The organism is bacterium (genome assembly GCA_036504735.1).
Lineage (GTDB): Bacteria > Electryoneota > RPQS01 > RPQS01 > RPQS01 > DASXUQ01.
The window spans coordinates 1-24,196 of the sequence record DASXUQ010000009.1 but is presented as its reverse complement, the minus strand read 5'-3'; the positions used below and the strand labels follow the sequence as shown (position 1 = coordinate 24,196).

Sequence of the window (24,196 nt, the reverse complement as noted above, 5' to 3'; positions counted from 1 at the left end):
CCGCCTTTTGTGCTTGTGCCGCCCACATCTATCTCAGGATATGTTCGCGTATGAAGAAACGGACTCCCTCCACCCGCTGGCTGCGCTACTCGTTGCTCAGCGTCATCCTTGCCCTCGTGGCTTATCTGGCGCTCGGTTTTGGCGGCCGGTCCTTCGAAGATTTCTGTCCGTTCGGCGGAGTGGAAAGCCTCTGGGGCCTGTATCAGACTCGTGAATTCAGTTGCACTCTCGGGCCGCTGAATCTCTCGCTGCTGATCGGCGTGCTGTTGCTGGCGCTCGTTGCCAAGAAAGCTTTCTGTGGCTGGGCATGTCCTATCGGCTTCTTAGGAGAGCTTGGCGCGCGTCTCACGGGGCTATTCTGGAAGAAAAGGCCGCAACCTTCGCCCAAAGTGAACAGCGCTCTAAAAGGTCTGCGCTATTTGGCCCTTGCGCTGACGCTGTACTTTACCTACAAGAGTGGCGAACTGATTCTGCGCGGCTACGATCCTTTCTTTCTGATCTTCTCCGGCTTCGGGCACGGCGCACTGGGCATCACGAGCTGGATCGTGCTGGGCGCTCTGGTGGCGGGCGCGCTGCTTATCCCCATGTTCTTCTGCCGCTACCTCTGCCCGCTGGGAGCCACGCTGGACCCGCTCAGCCGCCTCGGTGTCCTGAAGGTCGTTCGTAACGAAGCGACCTGCACCATGTGCAATGTGTGCCAGAAAAAGTGTCCGCAGAACCTTGCTCCGCAATCGGTGGTCAAGCTGCGTCACCGCGACTGCACCCTTTGTCTGGAGTGCGTGGATGCGTGTCCGGTCAAAGACGCTCTGGAACTGAAAGCCACCCTGTAACCTTTGCCGGAGGACTCGGATGAAACTCCCCCGCTATATTCTGCCCCTTTTGGTGCTGGCGACGCTGTTGGGAGGCTATGTGCTGCGCTCAGTCTTCACACAGCCCACCACGAATATCTCCCTTGGTGGAAAGGGCGGCCAGAAGATTTCCTGCACGGTGCAGGGTTTGAAATGCAAAGGAACCGCGGCCTTTCTTACCCGTCTCTACGAAGAGACCCCCGGCGTTGCGGCCATCGAAACGTATGCCACCGAGCATCGCGCGGTGTTCACCTATGATCCGGCCCGGATTTCGCCCGACAGTATCCGCCGCATCATGGAAGCGCCCATTCCGTTGCAGGACGGCAGTTCGCGCCGGATCTTCACCTGCCTCTCGATGAAATAAACCTCTTCTCGCGAAGCGGTTCGAGGCACAAAAAACCTTTGCAAAGTAAACTTCACAAAGGTCAGTGCGAGGCGGTCATAAGCCGGTTGTGCGGTCAGCGTCCGGGGTTCTTCCGGGGAAAGTTCATTTCCGAGGCCCAGTACTTGCCCGCTTCTTTCTCCATTTTGAGAAGGCGCGTGTAGTAGTCGGGAATCTCTTTCAGGTGTGCCCACACAATCCGTCCGGTCAAGAGAAGATCGTCATGGGTGACATCCGTCTGCGGATCCCTGCTGCCATGCTCGAGTTCCACACCCAGACCGAGGCGGAACTGTTCGACCGGAAACATATTCCAGTCCGCGCCCAGCGCGTCACCGATCCGCTTCGCTTCTTCAAAACCGAATTGCTTGCCGTTCATCACAGGGTATTCTCACTGTCGTGGTTTCCAGCCGATGAGTCATAGCGGGGCGGACCTTAAAGGTCCGCCCCGCTACGTGTATCAGAACTTGGCGCTTACCAGCGGTCCTGGCGCGAGCTGCGTTCGACCTTCGGCTTGGCCTCGTTGACCATCAGCTTGCGGCCGCCCAGTTCGGTCTCGTTCAGCGAGTCAATGGCGGTTCTCGCTTCGGCGTCATTCGGCATTTCCACAAAGCCGAAGCCGCGGGCGCGGCCCGTGCCACGGTCCATCGCGAGGTTGGCGCGGTCGACCGTGCCGTGCGATTCGAAGAGCTGACGAAGATCGTCTTCCGACGTGTTGTAGGACAGATTGCCCACGTAAATGTTGACCATGATATGATCCTTTCCGGATTGGCGGGGATGGCGTCCCCTTCCTGCCACCTGATAACCTATCGCCAGCCGAAGAAGAATGTGTAAGTCCAAACATCTCGTGACAGTGGCCTGCGAAGAGCCTCCCTTGAGGCATCTATTGAAATCGAAAATTGCGTGAGTCTGCGGAAACCGGACGAATCCGGATCAGCACACCTTGACCAGTTGCTTGCCGAGGTTTTCGCCCCGGAATAGTCCCAGAAAAGCCCGCGGCGTATTCTCCAGCCCTTCCACGATGCTCTCGCTCACTTTGATTTTTCCCTGCGAGAGCCATTCGGAAAGCTGGGCGCGGCCTTCTTCGAACCGGTCGGCATACTGCCCGACCCGGAATCCCTGCATGATCGCCGTGTGCGAGAGAAGCTGCGCCTGAACCCGCGGTCCGCCGTGGGTTTCTTTCATATTGTACAGCGCAATCTGGCCGCAGATCGGGATGCGCGCATTGTCGTTGATCAGGGCAAAGACGGCATCGGAAATGTCGCCGCCGACGTTATCGAAATAGATGTCCACACCGTCGCGGCAGGCTTTGCCCAGCGAGGCCCGGATATCCGACGGATTCTTGTAATTGATGGCCGCGTCAAAGCCCAGATCGTCGAGCATATACTTCACCTTGCGGTGAGAGCCGGCGATGCCGACCACGCGGCACTCCATGAGCTTGGCGATCTGGCCGGCTAACGCGCCGACGGCGCCGGCCGCTGCCGAAATCACCACCGTCTCACCGGGTTTGGGCTTGCCGATCTCCAGCATCCCGAAGTAGGCCGTCAGACCGGGCATCCCTAAGACGCCCAGCGCCGTGCTCACCGGAGCCAGATCCGGATTGATCTTGCGCACGTTGTTTTCGTTGGCGACAGAGTAATCCTCCCACGCCAGCATGCCCGACACGTAATCCCCCTTGTGGAAAAGCGGCGAACGGCTGTCCGTGATTTTTCCCACCGCGCTGCCTATGATCACTTCATTCAGGACAAACGGCGGCGTGAACGCCTTGCGCTCGTTCATCCGGCCGCGCATGGAGGGGTCGACGGAAAGGTAATGGGTTTCGATCAGAACTTCGCCGTCCTGGGGCGACGGCAGCGGCGATTCCACCATGCGGAAATCGCTCTCCTCGGGCATTCCCGACGGCCGTTTCACCAGCAGAATCTGCCGGTTCACTCGTGCTTTCATCAGTTTCGTCCCTCCGTTTCGTCCCTCGGGAATTCCGGCGCTACTTTTTCGCGGTTGCATCGAGATCCTTTAGAGATTGCCCCAGACTCTCAAGGTCATGGGAAAAGTCCCGCTTGAACGCGTCCCAGTTGATTTTGCCTTCATCCTGATAGGCGTCCAGCTTGCCTTTCAATTCTTTATTCTTCTGCACCAGAACGTCCACCGTGGCGCTGAACTTTGCCCGGACCTTCTCATCGGCTCCGGCGGCCTTGGCCTTCAGCTCATCGATGGTCACGGCGTTCGCGGCAATCTGCTTTTCCGCGTTGCCGCGGAAAGCCTGCCATTCATCCATGTAGTCCGACTCCGAGTCTTGCACGGCCCGCTCTTCGGCCCGTTGCTCTTCGGCGGCGTTGCCCTTGGCCCGCTCGATGGTCTGTTTCAGGGACTTGTTGCAGCCTGCGGTCAAAATCAAAACGGCAAGTCCTGCGGCAATCACGGCCAGTAATGTGTGCTTCATAGTCTGCAATGCCTTGGATCGTGGCGGTGAACACTTCACCGGGAGTTTTCGGATACGCGAAAGTGCTGTTAGTATCCCAGTGGAACGGCCCGGCGGCAATGGGGACACTTGACCGATTTCTTCGGCATCGTTGAGTGGCAGTGAGGACACATGCGCTTGGAGGAGGAGATGGTGTAGAACGCCGCCACGGCCACGCCGACAAGGACCACGATAATGATAATTCCGACCATGGCGAGTGTTCCTTTCAGGAATTACATATGCCGGACATGACGATAGGAAACCTGTTACCCCGCACTGGAAACCGCATCCTCCGCCGGCTCGCCGCTGTAGCGCCGCTTCAACTCGCGGAAGCTGATCAGCCGCTCCTGCCGCTCATCCCACACACTCAGGAACGCCGTCTTCAGGCTGGACCTGATGGTCACCGTGAAGACATCCTGCAACTCCGGGTGCTGCTCGTAAATCTGCGGCAGCCGGTAGTTGGGCATGTGCTCATCGAGATGATGGATGTGATGGAAGCCGATATTGCCCGTAAACCACTGGAGGACTTTCGGCAGCTTGTAAAAGGAACTTCCCTGCATGGCCGCATGGATGCTGTTCCATTCCGCGCCGCGTTTCCAGTAGGTGTGTTCGAACTGGTGCTGGATGTAAAACAGCCAGATCCCTGCGCCCAGCGCAAGATACAGCACCGGAACGGCAATCAGCAGCAGGTTGACGAATCCCATCAGCCATCCGAGGATGAGCACCGTGGAGACCATCGTCAGGTTTGTCGTGTAGACATTGCGCCGCTGCCGCTTGGTGGTTTGCTTCTTGTCGGAAGCCATGCGATGCTGCAGCAGGACCGCGACCGGCGGACCGACCAGCAGAAACACCAGCGGATGGCGATACGCGCGATAGCGGAACCGCTTCCAGCGGGAGAGCTGCATGTATTCGCCTACCGTGAAGATGTCCATATCACCGTAGCCACGCCGGTCCAGGTTGCCGCTGGTGGCGTGGTGCAGTGCGTGTTCCCGCTTCCAGTAGTGATAGGGGATCAGCGTGAACAGGCTACAGAACCAGCCCATCCGGTCGTTAGCCTTGCGGGACTTGAAGAAGGAGCCGTGGCCGCAATCATGCTGGATGATGAACGTGCGGACCATAAAGCCCGCCGCAAGAACCGCCAGCGCCAGAACCAACAGATAGGAGACCGGCAGCAAACGGTACATGAGAAACAGCAGACCACAAAACGGGGGGATGGTATTTACCACCTGCCATACGCTGGCGGCTGTGGACTGGACCGGCTTGACAGCGGTCGTCGTGTCTACAGCGCCCAGACGGGAATCTTCGCGATGCATAGCCAAACACCCAATACCCAACTAAACGATAAATGCACCGGTCCGGTGCGAGCACCGCCCGGCAGGCCGTCATAGGAGCCGCTTCCGCTCTGCGAAACACGGCCCGTCTTTTAAATATGCGTGAGAACAAGACGTTCGGTAACGATCAGGTGGTCTGCAGAGCGGCTTTTCCGCAATGCGGACAAAGGGCGGCCTTGCGCGGCATCAGGGTCCGGCAGTGCGGGCAGGCGCTCTTCATCATCAGCGAAATATACGCGCCTACCAGGGTGACGAGCACCGCCAGCAATGCGATGAGCAGTATGCCGAGAATTAAACCTGTAATATTCGTCTCCATATCATCCTTTTTAGTTGCAGCGGACGGTCACGGCTTGTCGGTCAACAGTCCCCTGTGGAGAATCGTGCTCAAGGTCAGCGTCCATTCCTCCCACACGGCATCATCCTGAATGTCCCGTTCACTGATCATCAAAATCAGCGGCGCCAGATAAATGGCGCTGTACCCGATAGCCAGCAAGCACTCCCCGACCGCTTCCACGGGCAGATTGACCGCTTTGCCTTCGTGCACCGCATCCATGTAGGCATCCTGAAAATGCAGATTTGCGCCGAGCGGGCCGTGCTCTCCGATGTCGCGCAGTGCCGCGCGCAGATGCTCGGCGCCATCGGCAATTTCCCGCCGCAACAGCGAGGACCACTGCGGGTTGTCCCGCAGCACTGTCATCAAGCGGATCGGCGAACTGATCAACATGTCCAGCGAAGATTTCCGGTCGGGATCCGTGCCGAAGATCACGGTCAGCATCGCCAGGCCTTCATGCTTGAGGACCGCTTCATACAACCGCTCCTTGCTGCCGTAATAGTAGTGGAGCATGACCTGCTTCACCCCGGCACTCTCGGCAATGGCGCGGGTGTTGGTCCCCTTGAATCCGTGTTCGGCAAACAGGTGCGTAGCGGCGGCCAGAATTCGGGCGCGAGGTGTCTGCGTATCTGCCGGTATTTCCACTCTGTTCGCCTTGCTCACCGGTACCGGCCTTCCCGTAGTTTCCGTTATTGTCGGCATCAGCAAGCAGATTCCCGGCTTCAACGATGCGATCTTCAGCGCAAGATGTCAGGAAAGACTCGAAAGCCTTTCGCCCGCGCACTGGCAATCGAACGCCACTGTCACTCGATACTGTCAGATGACAATATAACCATTATTTCGCTTTTTACAACAACTTTTAGCAAAAATCCGCAAGTTTTTTGAACAATAAACAGTCATTCAGAATTTTTTCAGATGACTTATAGCGCCGTTCCATTCTTTCCAAGCCAGACGAGGGAGGCATGACGCTTCGTATTTGATCAAGTAAGCATAAGTAAATACTTTATTTCGAGATGGTGGTCGCCGTGAAAGTGATTTTGGACAAGGCTATCCACAAAGAAAATAGCGCCTTGCAGAGACGCTATTTTCGTGAGGGGAGTCTATAGGTACGGTGGCTCGACAGGGATCTCGAGCCGCAGCTATTGTACGGTAATGCTTCCGGTCATCATGGTGCCGTGGATACGGCAGTAATATGGGAATGTCCCCGCCTGACTGAAGGTGTGCGAAAACGTCGCTCCGCCCGCCATGTTGCCGCTGTCGAAGGTGCCGTTGGGACTGCCCGGCGCACCGCTGGTCACCGTATGCGGAATGCCGTCCTTATTGGTCCAAGTAAGCGCGGTACCCACGCTGACCGTTTTGCTTGACGGATTGAACTGCGTGTTCTGCATCCAGACCTCATTAGCGCCCGGACTGCCGCCCGGATTCCCTACCGGATTATTGTAGCCGGTGCTGTTCTTGCTACTGCACCCGGCGATGATGATCAGAAGTGCGGCCACACTCATGGCCAGTGCGAGAATGACCTTTTTTCTGCCGGTCATTTCCTTCTCCTCTACGAATATGTTAGTTCATGAATAGGTTCAGAGGTGCGGGCCTTGAAGGCTGTCATTTAGAAGATCACTTCAGGAGGATCATCCTGCGGACCAGTTTCGTATTTCCAGCTTCGAGAGAGTATAGGTAGACGCCGGACGGTAAGGCCGCCGCGTTGAAGTTGACTTCATGCGCCCCGGCCTGAACCGGATTGTCCAGCAGTGTTGCCACTCTCTGCCCGAGCAGATTGAAAACCGTCAATCGCACACGCCCCGATTGAGCCGCGTCGAAGTGAATCACCGTGCTGGGGTTGAAAGGATTGGGATAGTTCTGCGCGAGGGCAAAACTGCTTGGCCTGCTCGATGGTACAGGTCCGGCTGCCGACGCTCCCTGGGTACTGCCCATCTGGCCGCGCAGTTCACCCGCGGCGAATTGCGACGTATGGACATTGATATACACGTTGCCCGCATTCAGAGCATTGATATTGGCCACCGACAGTGGTTCCGAGTCTGAGGCTTTCCAGATACCGGAAATCGCCGTGCCGTTGAATTCCAGCGTCTTGATGATCGGGCCGTCCGTTCCGGGCGCGGCATTGTGGAAGTGTGTCTCCCCAATGGGTCCGGTCAGACCGTTCACCGTCCCGGTATAGACTAAGGCCTCTTCCGTAAGAATCGTGGCAACGGTTCCGGTGCCGCCGGAGGTCACGGGATGCGTCTCCTGCGCCGGATCCATTCCCGCGCCCAGACCGATGCCGCTGTTCAGGAAGACCTGCCCGCGAATCTCACCTGCGGCGTAGGATGACGTGTGAATGTTGACGTAGATTTCTCCGGAAAGCAGGTCTTCGACAAATTCATCTGTCAGCGGCTCGGCGTCGCTGCTGCGCCATACACCGCTGGCATTATTGCCGTCGAAGGGGATGGTGCGCACAATCGGGCCGTCTTCGCCAGTCGCTGCATAGTGGAAATGCGCCTCGCCAATCGGACCGCTGAGATCATTGACTGTAATCTGGTACACCAATCCATCGGGAGTCAAAGTGAACGAGCCTACGCCCGCGCCCGGCGACGTCACCGGATGCCCCTCTTGCTGCGTGGACAAGTCGGTGCCGAGTCCCGAACCGCCGACGACAAAGAGCTGCGACCGAATCTCGCCGCCCGGATATTGCGATGTGCTGATGTTGATGAACAGACTTCCGGTCAGCAGATCCATCAGACGGCTGTCAGTAAACGGCTGATGATCATCGGGCGACCAGACGCCATCGGCACTGTTGCCGTCAAAGCTGATTTCCCCGACCCGCGATCCGTTGCGTCCCATATCGCCGCGGTCAAACTCCGCCGACACCGTGCCGGAGAGTCCGCTGACCGTAATATGATACTCCAGACCTTGCGGCGTAACCTTGAACACGCCGCTGCCTGTCGCGCCGCTGGGCACCGGATCGAATTCCTGGGCCGAAGACAATTCCGCCTGAACAAAGGTGCTGCCCGTCGCTGGCATCATCTGGCCGCGGATCTCGCCGTCCGCGTAGCTCATGGTGTGGATTTCGAAATACACATCCCCCCGGCGCAACGCCGCCTGCACGTCCGCCGTCAACGGCTGCGCCGCATCATCTTTCAGCCAGGCTCCGGAGGCCGAGTTGCCGTTGAAGATAATAGTTTTGATTACCGAGCCACTCTGCCCCGCGCTGCCCACATGCAGATCCGCCGCCGTAATCGCCGAAGTCAATCCCGAGGCCGTAATGTTGTACGATAGTCCCCGCTCGGTCAGCAGGAATGCGCCGGAGGCTTTTCCCGTCGAATTCACGGAATGGGTTTCCTGATTGGCATCGGCGGACGATTCGAATCCCCAGCCTTCCGACGGATAAATCTGTCCCTTCATTTCATTGCCATAGTACCCGCCGGTGCCGATTTCGAAGTAGACATGTCCGGCCAGCAGCTCGGCTTCCAGCGAGTCCGTCAAGGGCGGCGTGTCATCATAATGCCAAATTCCTTCGGCGGTATTGCCGGTAAAGGTCATGGTCTTCAAGGGCGGTCCCTGTACTCCGGGCTTGCCCAGCCCGAATTCTCCCACCACCGAGCCCGGAATCCCATTAATCGTAATCTTGTAAAGCAGCCCTTCTTCCACCAGCGTGAAGCTTCCGGTTCCGGTTGCCGTGGAGCGGTGTCCGCCATGCTGGGCCACCTGAAATGGCGTAATCCGCGCTCTCAGCGCTGTCCCCGAACTGACGATTACCTGTCCGCGAATCTCGCCTGCGGCGTGCTCGCTGGTGTGAATATTGACATATACATGCCCGAGCAACAGGTCGGTCTTGATGTCGTCCGTCAGCGGTTCGGCATCGGTCGGTGACCAGATGCCGCTGGCGGTGTTGCCGTTGAACTCAATCGTGCGGACGATTCCGCCGTTGGTGCCCATCATTCCGTCGTGAAAGTGCGCCGCGCCAATCGGCCCGCTCAGTCCGTCCACCGTAATATGATAGGCCAGACCTTCTTCAGTCAGCGTAAAAGTGCCCGTGCCCTGCGCCGTTGTCACTACATGTTCCGGCTCCTGGCTTCCGCTCAAACGGGCGATAAACTGATTCGCGTGTGCAGCTCCGGCACACATCAGAAGTGCGAGCATAGCACTCGCTACAAGCTGTGCATAAGTCTTCATGAATGTCTCCTTGCCTCTGTGCGGGCAATCTGTCTTTTGTTTCGTCGTAACACTTCTATATGGATATCAGATCGCGTGAATCGTGTGCACTGCCACCGCGGGAGTACAACCCCTGCCCTTGGGGCAGGCAGGGGTTGATATGTTGCTCGTCGTGGGCGCGCTAATTGCCGCCCTGCCGGGACGTCTCCCCGCGGTTATCGCTGACCGCTGTGATGTCGACCGAGATATGCTGCTCTTCGGCCAGACGAAGCAATAGGAACTGGGGCCGCTCGATGGTGTAATCCTGGAGCTTCACGAGGAAGGCTGACTCGATCCGCAGTGTCTGGCCGCCAGTTCCTAATGTGAGATACGTTTCCGGCTCGACTTCGCGGGTCGTGCCGTGAAGCGTCAGATTTCCCTTGACCGACACCCGCGTGCGGGCATTTTCCTGCAACCCGGTTGCGGGCAATTGAAGAGTGGTAACGGTGAAGACCGCTTCCGGATATTGCTTGGTTTGCAGAAACTGCTCGCGCATGTCCTGATCGCGTTTGCTGATGCCGGTGCGTAGTGAGGCCAGGTCTACGTGAACTTCCGCGCGGCCTCCACCGCCATCCAGTTCAGCAAAGCCGGTCGCCGTGCGGGTCTTGCCTGTCACCGTTTCGAGAGAGGCCTTGCTTTCGAACTGAACCAGTGTGTGGACATCCCCCGCCACAACTTTGAACGTCGCCGACTGAGCCATAGCGACGGTGGCGATGAGTAGTGAAACCGAAAGGAATAGCTTTTTCATAAGAGTCACAGGGTTTATCGAGGTGGTGGCGCGTATACTATGTATGCAGGTTTGATCCATTGCCCTGCCTGCTATTGTGTATGGCAATGGATATGCCAATAGGCTGGAACTCTACATTCTTCGATTTTAAAATCTTGAAAATTATGATTATATGGACTCTTTTTTACGTGAAGTTGCTATAACAGTGGCGACGGCTGGCATAGCTGCAAAGTGTGGCAGGAATGCCTCACAATCCTGCAAGGTTCTGTTATTGTTATCCAGAGCATAGTGAGGCTACAATGTCACACTCCTTTTGATCAGGTATGAACAGGATAGATAAGGCATGCGGATTCAGGCCTCCCGTTGCATCTCTGGAGCCTGACCGCTATCTTTAAGCATAACATTTAATGATCGCCATGATTCCCAAGAGTCGCTTCTCCCGTTATTTTGGACTGAACTTCATTCTGCTGGAAATCCTCATTGTCGGCGGCAGCGGGGTTGTCTCCTATGGCCTCGGACGCAACCGGATGCTCGATGTCTCCAGCCAGACCAGCGCCGCGGTAGCCAATCACCTTGCCCGCTCCCTCGATCAGTTCTACATGGCGCCGTGGGAATTGACCTTTGCCACCTATCCCTTCGACAATCCCATTGCCAATGAGGAGCTGGTCGGAGTCGTGCGCACCTTCGTGAACGGCTTCAATGTGGAAAAGGTGAGCATCTATGACAAGCATTACCGCATTCTGTTCTCGACGGACTCCACGATGCAGGGCAAAGAAGAGCCGTCCAATTCGATGCTCTTCTCCGCGCTGGCCGGACACGCGGTCTCGAAGCTGATCAAAGAGTATCCGGCGGGGAATACCGCCGGCGTTGCCGATATGAGCGACCATCTGCTGGCCTATGTTCCGGTGGAGGTCCGCGCCGGAACGGACTCGACCGAGCGCCTCGCCTTTGCGATGCTGATGGACGTCTCGGCCATGTATGCCAAGGTGCGGCAGCTCCGCAATGTGATTATCCTCAGCACGGCGGCCACCGGCCTCGCGCTGTTTCTGGTCGTGTGGCTGATTGCCGCCCGCGCCGACCGGATTATCACCGAAGAGAACCGGGAACGGATGGTGCTGGCCGAGCGCATTCGCAAGCAGAATGACGAGCTGGAAACTATCGTCGCTCAGCGGACTCAGGAACTCCGCAGCACGCAGGCCGGAATGGTGCAGATGGAAAAGATGGCCGCTACGGGGCAACTGGCCGCGGGCGTGGCGCATGAAATCAACAACCCTGTCGGCAACATCCAGAATCGGCTCGAGTTGCTGCTTGATGACGTGCATGCCGGAAGGCCGGTCGACGATCTGGAAGCGCATCTGGCCATGATGCACCGTAACACCGGCCGCATTTCGAACATCGTGGGACGGCTGCTCTCCTTTGCGCGGCAATCCGGCACGGGCAAGATGCCGCTGAATTTGAGTACGCTGCTCAGCGGCGTGCTGCTCCTGACACGCAAGGAAATCGAAAAACGCGGCATCGCGCTCGACGTCAACATTCCCGAGGACCTGCCGCCCTTCAAGGGCAACAGCACGGAAATCGAGCAAGTGTTTATCAACCTGCTGGTGAACGCGATGGATGCCACGCCGCGCGGCGGAAGCATTACGCTCACCGCGCAGGCCAAGGGTGAGAGCCTGCACGTGCAGATCACCGATTCGGGACAGGGAATCGCCCCCGAATATCTTTCGAAAATTTTCGATCCGTTCTTTACCACCAAGGATGTCGGCGTGGGAACAGGGCTCGGTCTTTCCATTACCTACCGCATCGTGGAGAATCACGACGGCAACATCCTGGTCTCGAGTGAAATCGGCAAGGGAACCACCTTTGTCGTCCGTTTCCCGGTTTTGGAGAAGCAGGTCCAGGCCACATGAACGAAAAATCCCGGATTCTGGTCATTGACGACGAGCCGGATATGCTCGACAACTGCCGGCTGATTCTGTCGCGCGCGGGCTATGATATTCAAACTCTGCAGGACAGCCGCGACCTGTCCGCCACGGTGGCCGCCTGCGACCCCGATCTGGTGCTGACCGATCTGATGATGCCGGGGCAGGACGGCATGGCGGTGTTAAGTGAACTCCACTGGTCGCACACCGATGTGCCGGTGGTCATCATGACGGCCTATGCCACGGTGGAAACCGCCGTCGAGGCGATGAAGCACGGTGCGGCCGATTATCTGGTCAAACCCTTCTCTAAAGACCAGCTTCTGCTGCTGGTGCAGCGGATGCTCACGAACCGCACCTTGGTTCTCGAGAACCAGCGGCTGCGCCGCGAACTGGACCGCCAGCAATTGAAAGACGCCGTGGTGGCCGTCTCGCCCGCCATGCAGCTTGTGCTCTCGACCATCACCCGTGTGGCGGACACCGATGCCAGCGTGCTGATTCAGGGGGAATCCGGCACGGGCAAAGAGGTGATCGCGCGCGCGATTCACGGCGCCAGCCGCCGCAGCGCCGGGCCGTTCGTGGCCGTGAACTGCAGCGCGCTCCCCGCGCAGCTCATCGAGAGTGAACTCTTCGGCCACGAAAAGGGCGCCTTCACCGGAGCCGTTACGACGCGCAAGGGACTGCTTGAAGAGGCCCACGGTGGCACCTTCTTCCTCGATGAAGTCACCGAAATGGACATGGCCATGCAGTCCAAATTGCTCCGCGTCCTGCAGGAACGCAAGGTGCGACGGGTCGGCGGAAATCGTGAGATCGACCTCGATGTACGCATCATCGCTGCATCCAACCGCGACGCCAAAGCGGCGGTGCAGCAAAAACTGTTGCGTGAAGACCTGTTCTTCCGGCTTGCCGTGGTGATGGTGGATGTTCCACCTCTGCGGCAGCGGCGCGAGGATATTCCCGTGCTGGCCGCGCATTTTCTGGCGGAGATTGCCGCCGATTTCAAACGCACAATCGAAGGCTTCTCGCCGCAAGTGCTCGACCGGCTGACCCGCTATGCGTGGCCGGGCAATGTGCGCGAACTGCGCAACGTGGTGGAACGTGCCGTCTCCCTTGCTACCCACCCGATTCTCCGCGAAGAAGACCTGCCCGCGTCCTTGCAGGAAGCTCCTTCCCGCAGCATCCGCGTGGATGTGACCGAGTCCTATGAAGACGCCAAAGCCAAACTGCTCGACCAGTTTCAGCGGGAATACTTCACGCGGCTGATCGACGAGGAGCGCGGCAATATCACCCGTGTCGCCCTCCGGGCCGGTGTGGACCGCCGGACCATCTACCGGATCATGAAAGGCTACGGCGTGCTGCACGGCGACGGCGGAGAGAACGCCACGTAAGAGACTTTGAGCACAGTACCTCTGCTGCAAGCACAAGACTCCCCGGCAAAGGGGAGTCTTGTTGTTAGGCCTCCTGACTTTCGAAGAGTTAGAAGTCCCGAAAATCCATACTGTGCCGCATCCTGAACACAAGTACAGTTTGAGCAGAACATAGAATAACCCGCCGGACACATTGCTGTCGAGTCACTCCGGCTCTAAAGCTTGAACCGTTCCGAGCCGTTGCGCGTACAAAAACATAGGCCGCTGTTTTGGCCGTTTGTAGTAATGGTATTCTGGACCCGTAGACAAAGGAAAGATCTCATGATTCAGCAGGGATTAGTCATCGAACGCGACATTAATGCGCCGCGCGATCTGGTATGGAAAGCCTGGACGGAGCCCGAGCGCGCCAAGCGCTGGTGGGGGCCCAAAGGCTACACTGCGCCAGCCATTAAACTCGACCTCCATGTGGGCGGCAAATACCTTTTCTGCATGCGCTCGCCGGACGGCCAGGACTTCTGGAGCACCGGTGTCTACCGCGAAATCGTCCCGCAGGAGCGTCTGGTGATGACCGACAGCTTTGCCGATGAGAAGGGCAATGTAGTCCAGGCTTCCTACTACGGCATGGAAGGGGATTTCCCGCTGGAACTGCTGGTGACGGTGTCCTTCGAAGAACGTAACGGCAAGACCCACATGACGCTGCGCCATGAAGGTTTCCCCGAAGGCGAAATGAGCGAGATGGCCGAGACCGGCTGGAACGAGTCCATCGACAAACTTGTCCAAAGTCTCAAATAACCCTGGCAAGGAGAGCATCATGGCAGAAAATGTGGCAACAGACAATGCCTTGACCGTGACCCTGCCGTCGGATCGGGAGGTTGTTATGACGCGAAGCTTCGATGCGCCCCGTGACCTCGTGTTCAAGGCTTATGTGGATCCCGACCTCATTCCACAGTGGTGGGGGCCGAAAATTTACACCACCAAAGTGGAGAAGATGGATGTGAAGCCCGGTGGCACATGGCGCTTCGTGCAGCGCGGACCGGACGGCAAAGAGTACGCGTTTCACGGCACCTATCAGACCGTCACGCCGCCCGAGCGTATCGTCTCCACCTTTGAATTCGAACCAATGCCCGGCCACGTGATCATCGACACGATTACCTTTGAAGAGCAGGACAAAAAGACCATCCTGAAAACCCGGGCGCTCTTTCAATCGGTGCAGGATCGGGATGGCATGCTGAACTCCGGCATGGAGCAAGGGATGGCTGAATCTATGGATCGTCTGGCGGCTCTTCTGGCGCAAAGCAGGAGCGAGTGACAGACCACTATGAGAAAAGTCATCTTTCAAATGATGATTAGCCTCGATGGCTACTTTGAGGGCCCGAACAGAGACCTAAGCTGGCATACTGTGGATGAAGAGTTCAACAATTATGCCGCCGACCTGCTTGATTCCTTGGACGCCCTTCTGTTCGGACGGGTAACCTATCAACTCATGGCGGACTACTGGCCAAGCCCCGCCGCCCTCACGGATGATCCGATGATCGCGGCCAAAATGAACAGCTTGCCGAAAGTCGTTTTCTCCACATCACTGCAAAAGGTGGATTGGAGCAACACGCGGCTGGTTAAAGAAGACGCCGCGGCGGAAGTCACAAAGCTGAAACGGCAATCCGGCAAAGACATGGCCGTCTTCGGTAGTTCTGATCTGGCGAGTATGCTTTCGGAACATGGTCTGATTGATGAATACCGGATCATAGTAAATCCCGTGGTGCTGGGGCATGGCAAATCCCTGTTCGCGGGTTTGGAGCACCCGCTCAAATTAACGTTCTCCAGCGCTCTGCCGTTCACTTCAGGCCTGGTTATGCTCACCTATCAACGCGCCGGATCGGTGTGACATCCAAATCCGCGGGAAAACCGGCGGTTCCATCAGGATCGGTCGCTCTGCATTTGTCGACAACATGATTCACAGTAAGTGAACCATTCCCAATCATTAATGTTCGTCAGCGGCCCTTGAGAATAGGGCTGCTTCGGTAATGCTCCGCGTATAAAGTCGGCAGTCGACTTGCATCTCTCTGCGGAGACGGTTAAATTGGACTCAGTTTTCGGCAGGATGGCTGAACCGGACAAAATGAGACCGACCATGTACTCACGCAACGACACCCCTACGGCCAGACTGGTCAATACCGCATCCTCTGTTCCGCGCAAACCCGTGCAAACGGCCAATGCCGCCGAGGAAGAACAGTTTCTCGAGCGGATCCGCGCGGGCGTGATTGGCGCGGGCCAGATGATCGAGACGCCGCATGGCCCCAAGCCGCTGCGTTACTTCGATTTCATTGCCTCCGGACGCTTTCACCGCGATGTGGAAGAGGAGTTGTCGCAGCGGGTGCTGCCCTTCATGGCCAACACCCACACCGAGACCAATTTCACGGGCCGGCTGATGACGCAGTATTACGAGCAGGCCTTTGCCCGCATCGCCGGCTATATTCATGCCTCGCCTGAGGATGCCTTGATCCCTGTGGGCAACGGGTCAACCGGAGCTATCAACCGGATGATTCACGTGCTGGGCCTCAGAATTCCCGATCAGCTCGACGAAGTCCGCCATTGCAAACGCTGTATACCGGAACAGAAGCGGCCCTTCATCTTTCGCTCGATGATGGAGCACCATTCCAACGACATCGCCTGGCGGGAAACCATCGGCGATACGGTGTATGTGGACTTCGATGCGCAGGGCCGGATCAGCGTCGACGATCTGGCGGCCAAGCTTGAGCAATACAAGGACCGCCCGTGGAAGATCGGCACCTTCAGCGCGGCCTCCAATGTCACCGGTATTTTGAATGACTGCCACGCCTTAGCCCGGGTGCTGCATCAGCATGGCGCGTGGGCGTTCTTCGACTATGCTGCCGCCGGGCCGTATGTGGACATTGACATGCACCCGGCGGATGATGCCGGGGCCTATTTCGATGCGATCTTCTTTTCGGTGCACAAATTTCTGGGCGGCCCCCGCTGTCCCGGCCTGCTGGTAGCCAACAAGAAGCTGTTTACCAACCGCGTGCCCGCCGAGCCGGGCGGCGGAACTGTGCTCTATACCTCCCCTTGGGATCACCGCTATCTGTCTTCTATCGAGCACCGCGAAACCGGCGGTACACCGCCGATTGTCCAGTCGATTCAAGCCGGGCTGGCTTTCGATCTCAAGGCCGCGATGGGCACAGAGCGGATCGAACGGATTGAACAGGATTACTTGCAGCGGGCCTTAAAAGAGTGGCGAAATCATCCGGGGATGTACATTCTGGGTAATACCGAAACGCGGCGGCTCGGAGTGCTCTCGGTGATTTTCAAGGACCTGCACCACAATCTGGCGACGTCGCTTTTGAATGACCTGTTCGGGATTCAGGTGCGCGGCGGCTGCATGTGTGCCGGACCGTACGGACATCTGCTTTTGAATATCGATGAGCCCCACTCGGCGCAGATTCGCCACCGGCTGGATGAAGGCCACATCGGCGAGAAGCCCGGCTGGGTGCGCATCAGCCTGTCTCCCACCGTCAGCGAAGAAGAATTCCAGACGCTGCTCGAAGCGGTGGATCACCTTCTGAAACACGGACACGAGTACGCCGACCGCTATGAACTCCGCGACGAAACCGGCGAATGGGTGTGGAAGGGCGACAAGCAACCGCTGGCTGCCATCTGACGTCCTGAAACCACCCGTCGTCCGCAAAGTGAACGCCGTTTCATTGCAAACCTCGCCGCAAATTGGCGGGGTTTGTTTTTGGAACGCGGATGCATATCAGACCTCTGTGAAAAAACCATGCACCTGGAGCCGCAGGACTCGGGTAGACATCTTGAGGATAATCAACCGGATAACCGCAGCATTATATTTCCGCAACGGCTTCGATTTATGTTGACAAACCTTTGGCAATTCAGTAGTTTGTAAGATACAACCGACGATTCTCGTGACGCGCATTTTCGAACAGCGGTTAACAGTAACCACTTTCCAAGGAGGACACACGATGCCGCTTATTGGTCATATGACGCTGATGATCTGGGGAGCCGCGCTGTTGATTCTCGGCGTGATTATTCTGCCCTCGATCCGGATGATCGCGCCGAATGAGGTCGGTCTGGTGGTCAAACGATTTTCGAACAAGAAACTCTCCAACGGCAACATCGTCGCCTTTCGTGGTGAAGCCGGCTATCAGGCGGACTTGCTGATGCCCGGCTACCGCTTCAAGGCATGGTGGCTGTACTCAGTGGACAAGCATCCCTTTGTGCAGGTCCCCAGCGGCGAGATCGGTCTGGTGATTGCGCAGGTCGGCGAAGGCCTGCCGGTAGGAGCCAAAACTGCCGTCTACAAGGACGTACTGGGTGATTTCAGCGACCTGCGTAAGTTCATCGACAACGGCGGACAAAAAGGTGTACAGCGGCAAATCCTCCCGCCCGGATCGGTGATGCCGGTGCACCCGCTGGGCTTTCTGGTGATCACCCGCAGCAACTTCTTCGGCCTGCCGGTCGATCCTCTGCTGCGCAAGAATATCGCCCAGGCCAAAGAGCGCCTGCTTCGCCCCTACGGCATCACGGAAGACAATCTGGTTGTCACCCTGATTGCCCCGCGCAAGATCGAACGCGTGGATGCGCGTCCCCGCACGGACCTTACCGCCCGCGGCGACCGTGACGATGAACTGGTGGATGTGATCGGAATCGTGACGACGCTCGAAGGGCCGCCGCTTCCCGCCGGAGATATTGCCGGGCGTCTGGGTGGTTTCGAAGATGTGGCGCAGCTTGAACAGCGCCTGGCCCATGATGAACCGCTCCCGGAAGGCAAACTGGCGGAAGCCATGCGAATGCAGACCGAGGCGACGGAGAAAATCGCGGCGTCCAATGCGGCGCGGCTGGCATCGCGCTCCGCGGCCAAACGCGCCCGTCAGACCCGTGACGCCGAAATCATCCGCGACGCCGAAGAGAAGCGCAAGGCCGCCGAGACGGCCAAGTTGGATGCCGATCAGGCCATCGAACGCGCCAATCGCATTCTGGCCGAAATCGCCGGTGAAGCCTCCAAGGCCGATTCGCAACTCATCGAATTGCTGCTGGGCAGCAAGAACGTGATGCACAACAACTATCAGAACTTTCAGGCGTTTCTCGATCACGGCGGCTGCATCGGTTTACAGCACGATCCGCTGCTCTATGGAGCCTACAACCTGAATCCGGTGCTGGTCAAGGTGGAAATGGTGCCGATGCTGGTGGTCAAGCAGGGACAGGTGGCGGTCATCAAGTCCTATGTGGGACTGGTTGCCAAGGATGTCTCGGGCATGCAGTTCAAGCATGGCTCGCTGGTGCGGCCCGGGCACCGCGGCATCTGGCAGGAATCGCTGCGCACCGGCAAGTATCCCATTAATCCCCGCTGCTATGAAGCGGAGATTGTCCCTACGGCTATTCTGACGCTGAACTGGGCCGAGGCGACCTCCAAGGCGCACAACCTTGATCAGGAGTTGAAGCAGATTGACGCCAAGAGCCGCGAAGGCTTTATCTTCCATCTCGATTTGCAGGTGCAGATCCACGTGCCCGATACCAAGGCCGCGCGCGTTATCTCCCGCGTGGGCACCATGCAAAACCTGATCAATGAAGTCCTGCAGGCGGCGGTGGGCAACCACTTCCGCGACACGCTGCAATCCATGCCTGCGATTGACTTCATTGAGACTCGCCAGGAAGTGCAGGAAGACGCCTTCCATCACATCCGGCAGAAACTCAGTGAGTATGAAGTCGAAACCCCCGGCGTCTATATTCAGGACGTCGTGCTGCCCGAGCAGCTTGTGAAGGTGCTGACCGAGCGCGAAATCGCCAACCAGGAAGTCACCACCTTCCAGCGGCAAGAGGCGGCCCAGCAGGAACGTATCCGCATGGAACAGGCGACGGGAAGAGCCGACAAGCAGCACGACCTTGCCTCGTCGGAAATTCAAAAGTCCATCGCCTCCAACCTCGCCGAGGCCCGCAAATCCGAAGCTTCGGGCGAAGCGGAGTTCATTTCCAAAACCGGCGCCGCCAAGGGCGCGGAAGTCGAGTCCGTCAACGTCGCTTTTGCCACAGCCTATGACCGTCAGGTCAAGGCCATCGGACGGCAAGGCACCATTTTGGTGAACATCGCCCGCGCCCTGGCCGCGAGCAACACGCCCTTTGTGCCGCGTGTGCTGGTTTCAGGCGGTGAGGGCGGCGCCATAAATGCGCTCTTTGCGACTCTCACCGAAAGTTTCAGCAAATTCACCAACGGGAAGTCCGAACCTGTGGTCAGCGAAACGGAGGAAATGATGGTTGAAGCCAGCGCCGCGCCGAATGTGCCCGACGTTCCTTCATCCTCGCCCGAGCCGCCCTCCACCCGGCGTCAGTAAACGGTGTCCGACCCTGATCTAAGACAGGCTCTCCGCAAACGGGGAGCCTGTTTAGCGTTTGCAGAGAGTGCAACAAGACCTCTCGACTATTCCATGAAAAAATATAAAACAAGTATTTTTATATTTTTATGATAGTGACCACTCGTCAGTCAGGCTAAATGTGACTTGCATATAACCGGGTAGACGATTATATTTACAAAAGAAATAAATGGCGAGGACGACATGAGCAACGCGGCGGCGCTCTTCAAGGCACTGGCGGATGACACACGGCTATACATGCTGGCCCTGATCCGGCAGCACAGAGAATTGTGCGTCTGTGAACTGGAAAGCGTACTGGGAATTACGCAATCGAAGGCCTCCCGGCATCTCCGGTATCTGCTGAACGCGGGATTGGTTATGGACCGGCGCGAGGCGGTGTGGATGTACTATCGCATTGCCGAGCATCTGACTGCGGCGCAGACCGCCATTCTCGATAACGCCCAGCTTCTGTTGGATAGCGAGACCTTGCGCGACCTGAACCGGAAACTGGCGTCACGGCGCAGACTGCTGGAAGGCTGTTGCGTGCCGCAGGAAAAGGCAACGGTCGCGGGAATGGAGAAGGCCTCATGAGCGATGGAGTGCGCAAGGTTAGCCGCGGGCTTTCCCTTACGGATCGCTATTTAACGCTCTGGATCTTTGCGGCGATGGCGGCGGGCGTTGGTCTGGGATATGCCGTTCCCGGAGTGGTGCCGTTTCTCGATCAGTTCAGCGTGGGTACGACCTCGATTCCCATTGCCATCGGGCTGATTCTGATGATGTACCCTCCGCTGGCCAAAGTGCGCTATGAAGAACTGGGCGGTGTGTTCCGTAACTGGAAAGTGCTGACCTTATCTCTGCTGCAGAACTGGGTCATCGGGCCGATTTTGATGTTCTTTCTGGCGATTCTCTTTCTGCCCGATTTTCCCGAATACATGGTGGGCCTGATACTGATCGGCCTGGCGCGTTGCATTGCCATGGTGATTGTTTGGAATGAACTGGCCAAAGGCGATACCGAATACGCTGCGGGACTGGTGGCCTTCAATTCCATTTTTCAGGTGCTGTTCTACTCGCTGTACGCCTATGTGTTCATCACCCTTCTGCCGCCGCTGTTCGGCATGAGCGGCATGGCGGTGCCCATTACCATCGGGCAAATTGCCAAAAGCGTCTTCATTTACCTTGGCATTCCGTTTCTTGCCGGATTTTTGACCCGGTTTGTGCTGATCCGTATCAAGGACAAGGCGTGGTATCATCAGACATTCATTCCGAAGATCAGCCCCATCACACTCGTTGCGCTGCTGTTTACGATTGTGGTGATGTTCTCGCTCAAGGGGGACAAGATTTTGACGCTGCCCTTGGATGTACTGCGGATTGCGGTTCCGCTGCTCATCTATTTTGTGGTGATGTTCTTTGTCTCTTTCTGGATGGGTAAGAAGGTCGGCGCCGACTATTCCAAAACGGCCACACTCGCCTTTACCGCCGCTTCCAACAATTTCGAACTGGCGATAGCCGTGGCGATTGCGGTTTTCGGTGTGCAATCCGGCGCGGCCTTTGCCGCGGTGATCGGTCCGCTGGTGGAAGTTCCGGCGCTGATCGGTCTGGTCAATGTGGCGCTGTGGATGCAGCGCAAATATTTTTCTCTTCCGACTTCACCCGCACAGGCCAAGGCAGCCATTCAGAACTTACCGTAAGGCGAGGCAGGAGTTGCTGCCCCATTTGCGCATCACCGTTTTTGAGAAATAAATCACATATTTATCCGGCTCTTGCATGGTCAGCCGGACTTACCGGAGACAACACATGGCAGACAACACACCCGAATCATCGGCCAACTGCTGCGGCGGCTCAGATCAGGAAAATGCGGCAGGCTGCGGCTGTGGCAGCACACCGAAGCGGAGATCCCGCCTGCGGATGGTACTGTTTGTGACCATTATGCTCGCCGCGGTGGGAGTTGGCGCGTATTCCTTCTGGGCAAAGTCTGCTGCTCCGGCGTGTGGCGCGGCACAGGACTGCAGCGGCTCGGGCGGCTGCTGCCCCAGCGCGGGGAAGTAACCGTGCAGCAATGGATTCAGCAGATTCTGTCCGGTGATCAGGTCGGTCTGGCCTTCTATCCGGCGCTGTTCTTACTCGGCATGCTGGGCGCGGTGAGTTCCTGCTGCGCGCTGCCGATGATCGGTGCGGTGGTGGGATATGCCGGATCAAGGGATTCTCAAACCGGACGGCGTGAGCTTTGGATGGCGGGCCTGTTCTTCATGCTGGGAACCACATTGTCCCTGGCTGTGATCGGTGCGCTGACAGGTCTGATCGGTCACTGGGGTAGTTCCTCGCTGGGGCGCTACTGGCAGTTTGCCGCAGGGCTTGCCATTGTCCTGTTCGGTCTGGTCAGCTTAAAGCTGGTGCGGATTCGCATTCCTGCGCTGAATCTCAGCTCAAACATGCGCGGGAAAGGTGTGGCCGGCGCAATGGTCTACGGGCTTGTTCTGGGTGGCGCTTCCACCGCCTGCTCGGTGGGTTGCAATCCGCTGCTGCCTATGGCCATTGGCGCGGTCGTGTTGAAGAGCACGCTGCTTCTCGGCGCAATGGCTTTAACGGTCTTTGCCCTTGGCTACAGTTTGCCGCTGACGGCGGGTCTGATCGGGCTTAGCTTTGGGCTTGGGAGACTCAGCAAAACGGCACAGAGAGTGGAGCCGGTCATTCGCATCGGCGGTGGAGTGCTGCTGGTAGGAGTGGGATTCTATTTACTGGCGACGATCTAAAGGAAGGATCGCATGGTAACGATTCGTAAAAAGGAGCCGGCGGAAGGCTGCACACCGGGAGTTCCCTGTGCATGCAATCAGGCTAAGGTGGAGCCCCGTACTTTGGGCCAAATTTCCGCTCCGTGGAGTGACGGTGTGCTATCGACGGCGGTGGGCGATGTGCCCCGCGCGCGAACCGAATTGAGGTGCAGCGACAGGCTCGGCACTTTGAAGGCGCGCAGCGCGATTGGCCGCATGCATTACAGCATTTTGCCGGGACTGTATGCGGTGGGCAATCCCACTGCCGAGTCTCCGGTGGTGGTGACGGCAAATTACAAGCTGAGTTTCGATCATCTGCGCAAGGCGCTGACCGGGCGGAATGCCTGGGTTCTTGTGCTGGATACCAAGGGCATTAATGTCTGGTGCGCGGCAGGCAAGGGAACCTTCGGCACGGAAGAACTGGTGCGGCGGGTGCAGGTTGCGGGACTGGACCGGATCGTCTCGCACCGCAAACTCATCTTGCCGCAACTCGGCGCGCCGGGCGTGGCTGCGCACACGGTGCGGCATCAGTGCGGATTCCGCGTGGTGTACGGTCCGGTACGGGCGAAGGATCTTCCCGCGTTTCTGGATGCAGGCCTCAAAGCCGAGCCGGCCATGCGCGCGGTGCGGTTTGCGCTGAAAGACCGCGCGGTGCTGATTCCGGTGGAAGTGGTGATGGGCGCAAAGTATGTGCTGCTGACCGCTGCGGCGCTGCTGCTCTTCAGCGGCCTGAATGCTCACGGTTATGCTCTCGAACGGGTGCGCACCACCGGGATTCAGAGCGCGGCGTTGGTGCTCTCCGCCTTCTTAGGAGGAGCGATTTTGGGACCACTGTTGCTGCCTCTGTTGCCGGGGCGCGCCTTTTCGCTTAAGGGTGCCATCCTCGGGCTGCTGCTGTTTGCCGTGCTGATGCTCTCCGGGATGGCGACCACGCTGACTGCCCATCCTCTGCTGCATACGGCCTGCTGGGCGTTGGTGATGCCCACCATCAGCAGTTTTACCGTGATGAATTTCACGGGCACGTCCACGTTTACCTCCCTTTCCGGCGTGCTGCGCGAGATGCGGTTTGCCTTGCCGCTGCAGATCGGCGCGGCGGCCCTTGGACTGGGATTGTGGGTTACGGGCCTGTTTCTTTCGGGAGGGCCGGTGCTATGAGATACCTCGAAGACGTGATTACTCTCGAATTTGATGCGGCAAAGTGCAACGGCTGCGGCCTGTGTGTGCTGGTCTGTCCGCATGCGGTGTTTGCAATGGCGGAGAAGCGCGCGGCGCTGGTAGACCGTGGCGCCTGCATGGAGTGCGGCGCCTGTTCGAAGAACTGCGAACCCGGTGCGATTCAGGTTCGCTCCGGTGTCGGCTGTGCTGCCGGAGTTCTGGTGGGTTGGCTCACCGGAAGCGAACCGACCTGTGACTGCGCGGGGAATTCGTCGAGTTGCTGTTAAGGCGCCGCAAGCTACTTTCTGCTTCCCGGAATCGGCTTCGGAAACAGAAGCGGCCCCCGTCAAA

At 57.9% G+C, this 24,196-nt stretch carries 26 protein-coding genes; 15 read left to right on the top strand and 11 right to left on the bottom strand.

Annotated features, from left to right (window positions below):
* Positions 1–50 precede the first annotated feature (50 nt).
* Positions 51–830 (top strand): 4Fe-4S binding protein, encoded by a 780-nt coding sequence (locus tag VGL38_07670; protein HEY3295301.1) that lies wholly within the window; start codon positions 51–53, stop codon positions 828–830.
* A 19-nt stretch (positions 831–849) separates the two neighbouring features.
* The gene (locus VGL38_07665; GenBank protein HEY3295300.1) at positions 850–1,212 is read left to right on the top strand and encodes a heavy-metal-associated domain-containing protein; all 363 of its coding nucleotides are present in this window, start codon (positions 850–852) and stop codon (positions 1,210–1,212) included.
* 94 nt (positions 1,213–1,306) lie between these two features.
* On the opposite strand, the gene VGL38_07660 is transcribed toward VGL38_07665, so the two are convergent.
* The 11 genes from VGL38_07660 to VGL38_07610 form a co-directional block, all read right to left on the bottom strand.
* Positions 1,307–1,606: a DUF5661 family protein gene (locus VGL38_07660; protein ID HEY3295299.1), complete on the bottom strand. Its 300-nt coding sequence runs from the start codon at positions 1,604–1,606 to the stop codon at positions 1,307–1,309.
* 95 nt (positions 1,607–1,701) lie between these two features.
* The gene (locus tag VGL38_07655; GenBank protein ID HEY3295298.1) at positions 1,702–1,977 is read right to left on the bottom strand and encodes an RNA-binding protein; all 276 of its coding nucleotides are present in this window, start codon (positions 1,975–1,977) and stop codon (positions 1,702–1,704) included.
* A gap of 183 nt (positions 1,978–2,160) precedes the next feature.
* Positions 2,161–3,171: an NADP-dependent oxidoreductase gene (locus VGL38_07650; GenBank protein ID HEY3295297.1), complete on the bottom strand. Its 1,011-nt coding sequence runs from the start codon at positions 3,169–3,171 to the stop codon at positions 2,161–2,163.
* A gap of 40 nt (positions 3,172–3,211) precedes the next feature.
* Entirely contained in the window at positions 3,212–3,667 is a 456-nt protein-coding gene (locus VGL38_07645; GenBank protein HEY3295296.1) for a hypothetical protein, read from the bottom strand.
* A 68-nt stretch (positions 3,668–3,735) separates the two neighbouring features.
* Positions 3,736–3,897, bottom strand: coding sequence for a hypothetical protein (locus VGL38_07640; GenBank protein ID HEY3295295.1), 162 nt, complete (start codon positions 3,895–3,897; stop codon positions 3,736–3,738).
* A 54-nt stretch (positions 3,898–3,951) separates the two neighbouring features.
* Positions 3,952–4,998, bottom strand: a complete 1,047-nt coding sequence (locus VGL38_07635; protein ID HEY3295294.1) for a fatty acid desaturase — start codon at positions 4,996–4,998, stop codon at positions 3,952–3,954.
* 145 nt (positions 4,999–5,143) lie between these two features.
* Positions 5,144–5,332 (bottom strand): hypothetical protein, encoded by a 189-nt coding sequence (locus VGL38_07630; GenBank protein ID HEY3295293.1) that lies wholly within the window; start codon positions 5,330–5,332, stop codon positions 5,144–5,146.
* Positions 5,333–5,359: 27 nt separating this feature from the next.
* The gene (locus VGL38_07625) at positions 5,360–5,992 is read right to left on the bottom strand and encodes a TetR family transcriptional regulator (GenBank protein HEY3295292.1); all 633 of its coding nucleotides are present in this window, start codon (positions 5,990–5,992) and stop codon (positions 5,360–5,362) included.
* 494 nt (positions 5,993–6,486) lie between these two features.
* Positions 6,487–6,885, bottom strand: a complete 399-nt coding sequence (locus VGL38_07620) for a plastocyanin/azurin family copper-binding protein (protein ID HEY3295291.1) — start codon at positions 6,883–6,885, stop codon at positions 6,487–6,489.
* A gap of 76 nt (positions 6,886–6,961) precedes the next feature.
* A complete protein-coding gene (locus VGL38_07615) occupies positions 6,962–9,517 on the bottom strand; it encodes a CHRD domain-containing protein (protein HEY3295290.1) in 2,556 nt (851 codons plus the stop codon).
* Positions 9,518–9,677: 160 nt separating this feature from the next.
* Positions 9,678–10,283: a YceI family protein gene (locus VGL38_07610; GenBank protein HEY3295289.1), complete on the bottom strand. Its 606-nt coding sequence runs from the start codon at positions 10,281–10,283 to the stop codon at positions 9,678–9,680.
* Positions 10,284–10,669: 386 nt separating this feature from the next.
* On the opposite strand from VGL38_07610, the gene VGL38_07605 reads away from it, so the two are divergent.
* The 13 genes from VGL38_07605 (at position 10,670) to hgcB (ending at position 24,132) form a co-directional block, all read left to right on the top strand.
* Positions 10,670–12,169 carry a HAMP domain-containing sensor histidine kinase gene (locus VGL38_07605; GenBank protein ID HEY3295288.1) on the top strand — a complete coding sequence of 500 codons (1,500 nt, stop codon included), beginning with the start codon at positions 10,670–10,672 and terminating at the stop codon, positions 12,167–12,169.
* A complete protein-coding gene (locus VGL38_07600) occupies positions 12,166–13,566 on the top strand; it encodes a sigma-54 dependent transcriptional regulator (GenBank protein ID HEY3295287.1) in 1,401 nt (466 codons plus the stop codon). Before VGL38_07605 ends, VGL38_07600 begins: the two co-directional genes overlap by 4 nt.
* 300 nt (positions 13,567–13,866) lie before the next feature.
* Positions 13,867–14,337: an SRPBCC domain-containing protein gene (locus tag VGL38_07595; protein HEY3295286.1), complete on the top strand. Its 471-nt coding sequence runs from the start codon at positions 13,867–13,869 to the stop codon at positions 14,335–14,337.
* A 19-nt stretch (positions 14,338–14,356) separates the two neighbouring features.
* On the top strand, positions 14,357–14,854 hold the full coding sequence (locus tag VGL38_07590; GenBank protein ID HEY3295285.1) for an SRPBCC family protein: 498 nt from the start codon (positions 14,357–14,359) through the stop codon (positions 14,852–14,854).
* 9 nt (positions 14,855–14,863) lie between these two features.
* Positions 14,864–15,427 carry a dihydrofolate reductase family protein gene (locus VGL38_07585; GenBank protein HEY3295284.1) on the top strand — a complete coding sequence of 188 codons (564 nt, stop codon included), beginning with the start codon at positions 14,864–14,866 and terminating at the stop codon, positions 15,425–15,427.
* Between the two features lie 246 nt (positions 15,428–15,673).
* Positions 15,674–17,218, top strand: a complete 1,545-nt coding sequence (locus tag VGL38_07580; GenBank protein ID HEY3295283.1) for an aminotransferase class V-fold PLP-dependent enzyme — start codon at positions 15,674–15,676, stop codon at positions 17,216–17,218.
* Between the two features lie 319 nt (positions 17,219–17,537).
* Positions 17,538–19,904 (top strand): SPFH domain-containing protein, encoded by a 2,367-nt coding sequence (locus VGL38_07575; protein HEY3295282.1) that lies wholly within the window; start codon positions 17,538–17,540, stop codon positions 19,902–19,904.
* Positions 19,905–20,126: 222 nt separating this feature from the next.
* Positions 20,127–20,513, top strand: coding sequence for a metalloregulator ArsR/SmtB family transcription factor (locus VGL38_07570; GenBank protein ID HEY3295281.1), 387 nt, complete (start codon positions 20,127–20,129; stop codon positions 20,511–20,513).
* Positions 20,510–21,610 (top strand): ACR3 family arsenite efflux transporter, encoded by a 1,101-nt coding sequence (gene arsB, locus VGL38_07565; GenBank protein HEY3295280.1) that lies wholly within the window; start codon positions 20,510–20,512, stop codon positions 21,608–21,610. Before VGL38_07570 ends, arsB begins: the two co-directional genes overlap by 4 nt.
* Positions 21,611–21,716: 106 nt before the next feature.
* The gene (locus tag VGL38_07560; protein ID HEY3295279.1) at positions 21,717–21,968 is read left to right on the top strand and encodes a hypothetical protein; all 252 of its coding nucleotides are present in this window, start codon (positions 21,717–21,719) and stop codon (positions 21,966–21,968) included.
* 2 nt (positions 21,969–21,970) lie between these two features.
* Complete coding sequence (locus tag VGL38_07555) at positions 21,971–22,672, top strand: cytochrome c biogenesis protein CcdA (protein ID HEY3295278.1); 702 nt, start codon at positions 21,971–21,973, stop codon at positions 22,670–22,672.
* A 12-nt stretch (positions 22,673–22,684) separates the two neighbouring features.
* On the top strand, positions 22,685–23,845 hold the full coding sequence (hgcA, locus tag VGL38_07550; protein ID HEY3295277.1) for a mercury methylation corrinoid protein HgcA: 1,161 nt from the start codon (positions 22,685–22,687) through the stop codon (positions 23,843–23,845).
* On the top strand, positions 23,842–24,132 hold the full coding sequence (hgcB, locus tag VGL38_07545) for a mercury methylation ferredoxin HgcB (GenBank protein HEY3295276.1): 291 nt from the start codon (positions 23,842–23,844) through the stop codon (positions 24,130–24,132). The genes hgcA and hgcB overlap by 4 nt, the downstream gene beginning before the upstream one ends.
* Positions 24,133–24,196 lie beyond the last annotated feature (64 nt).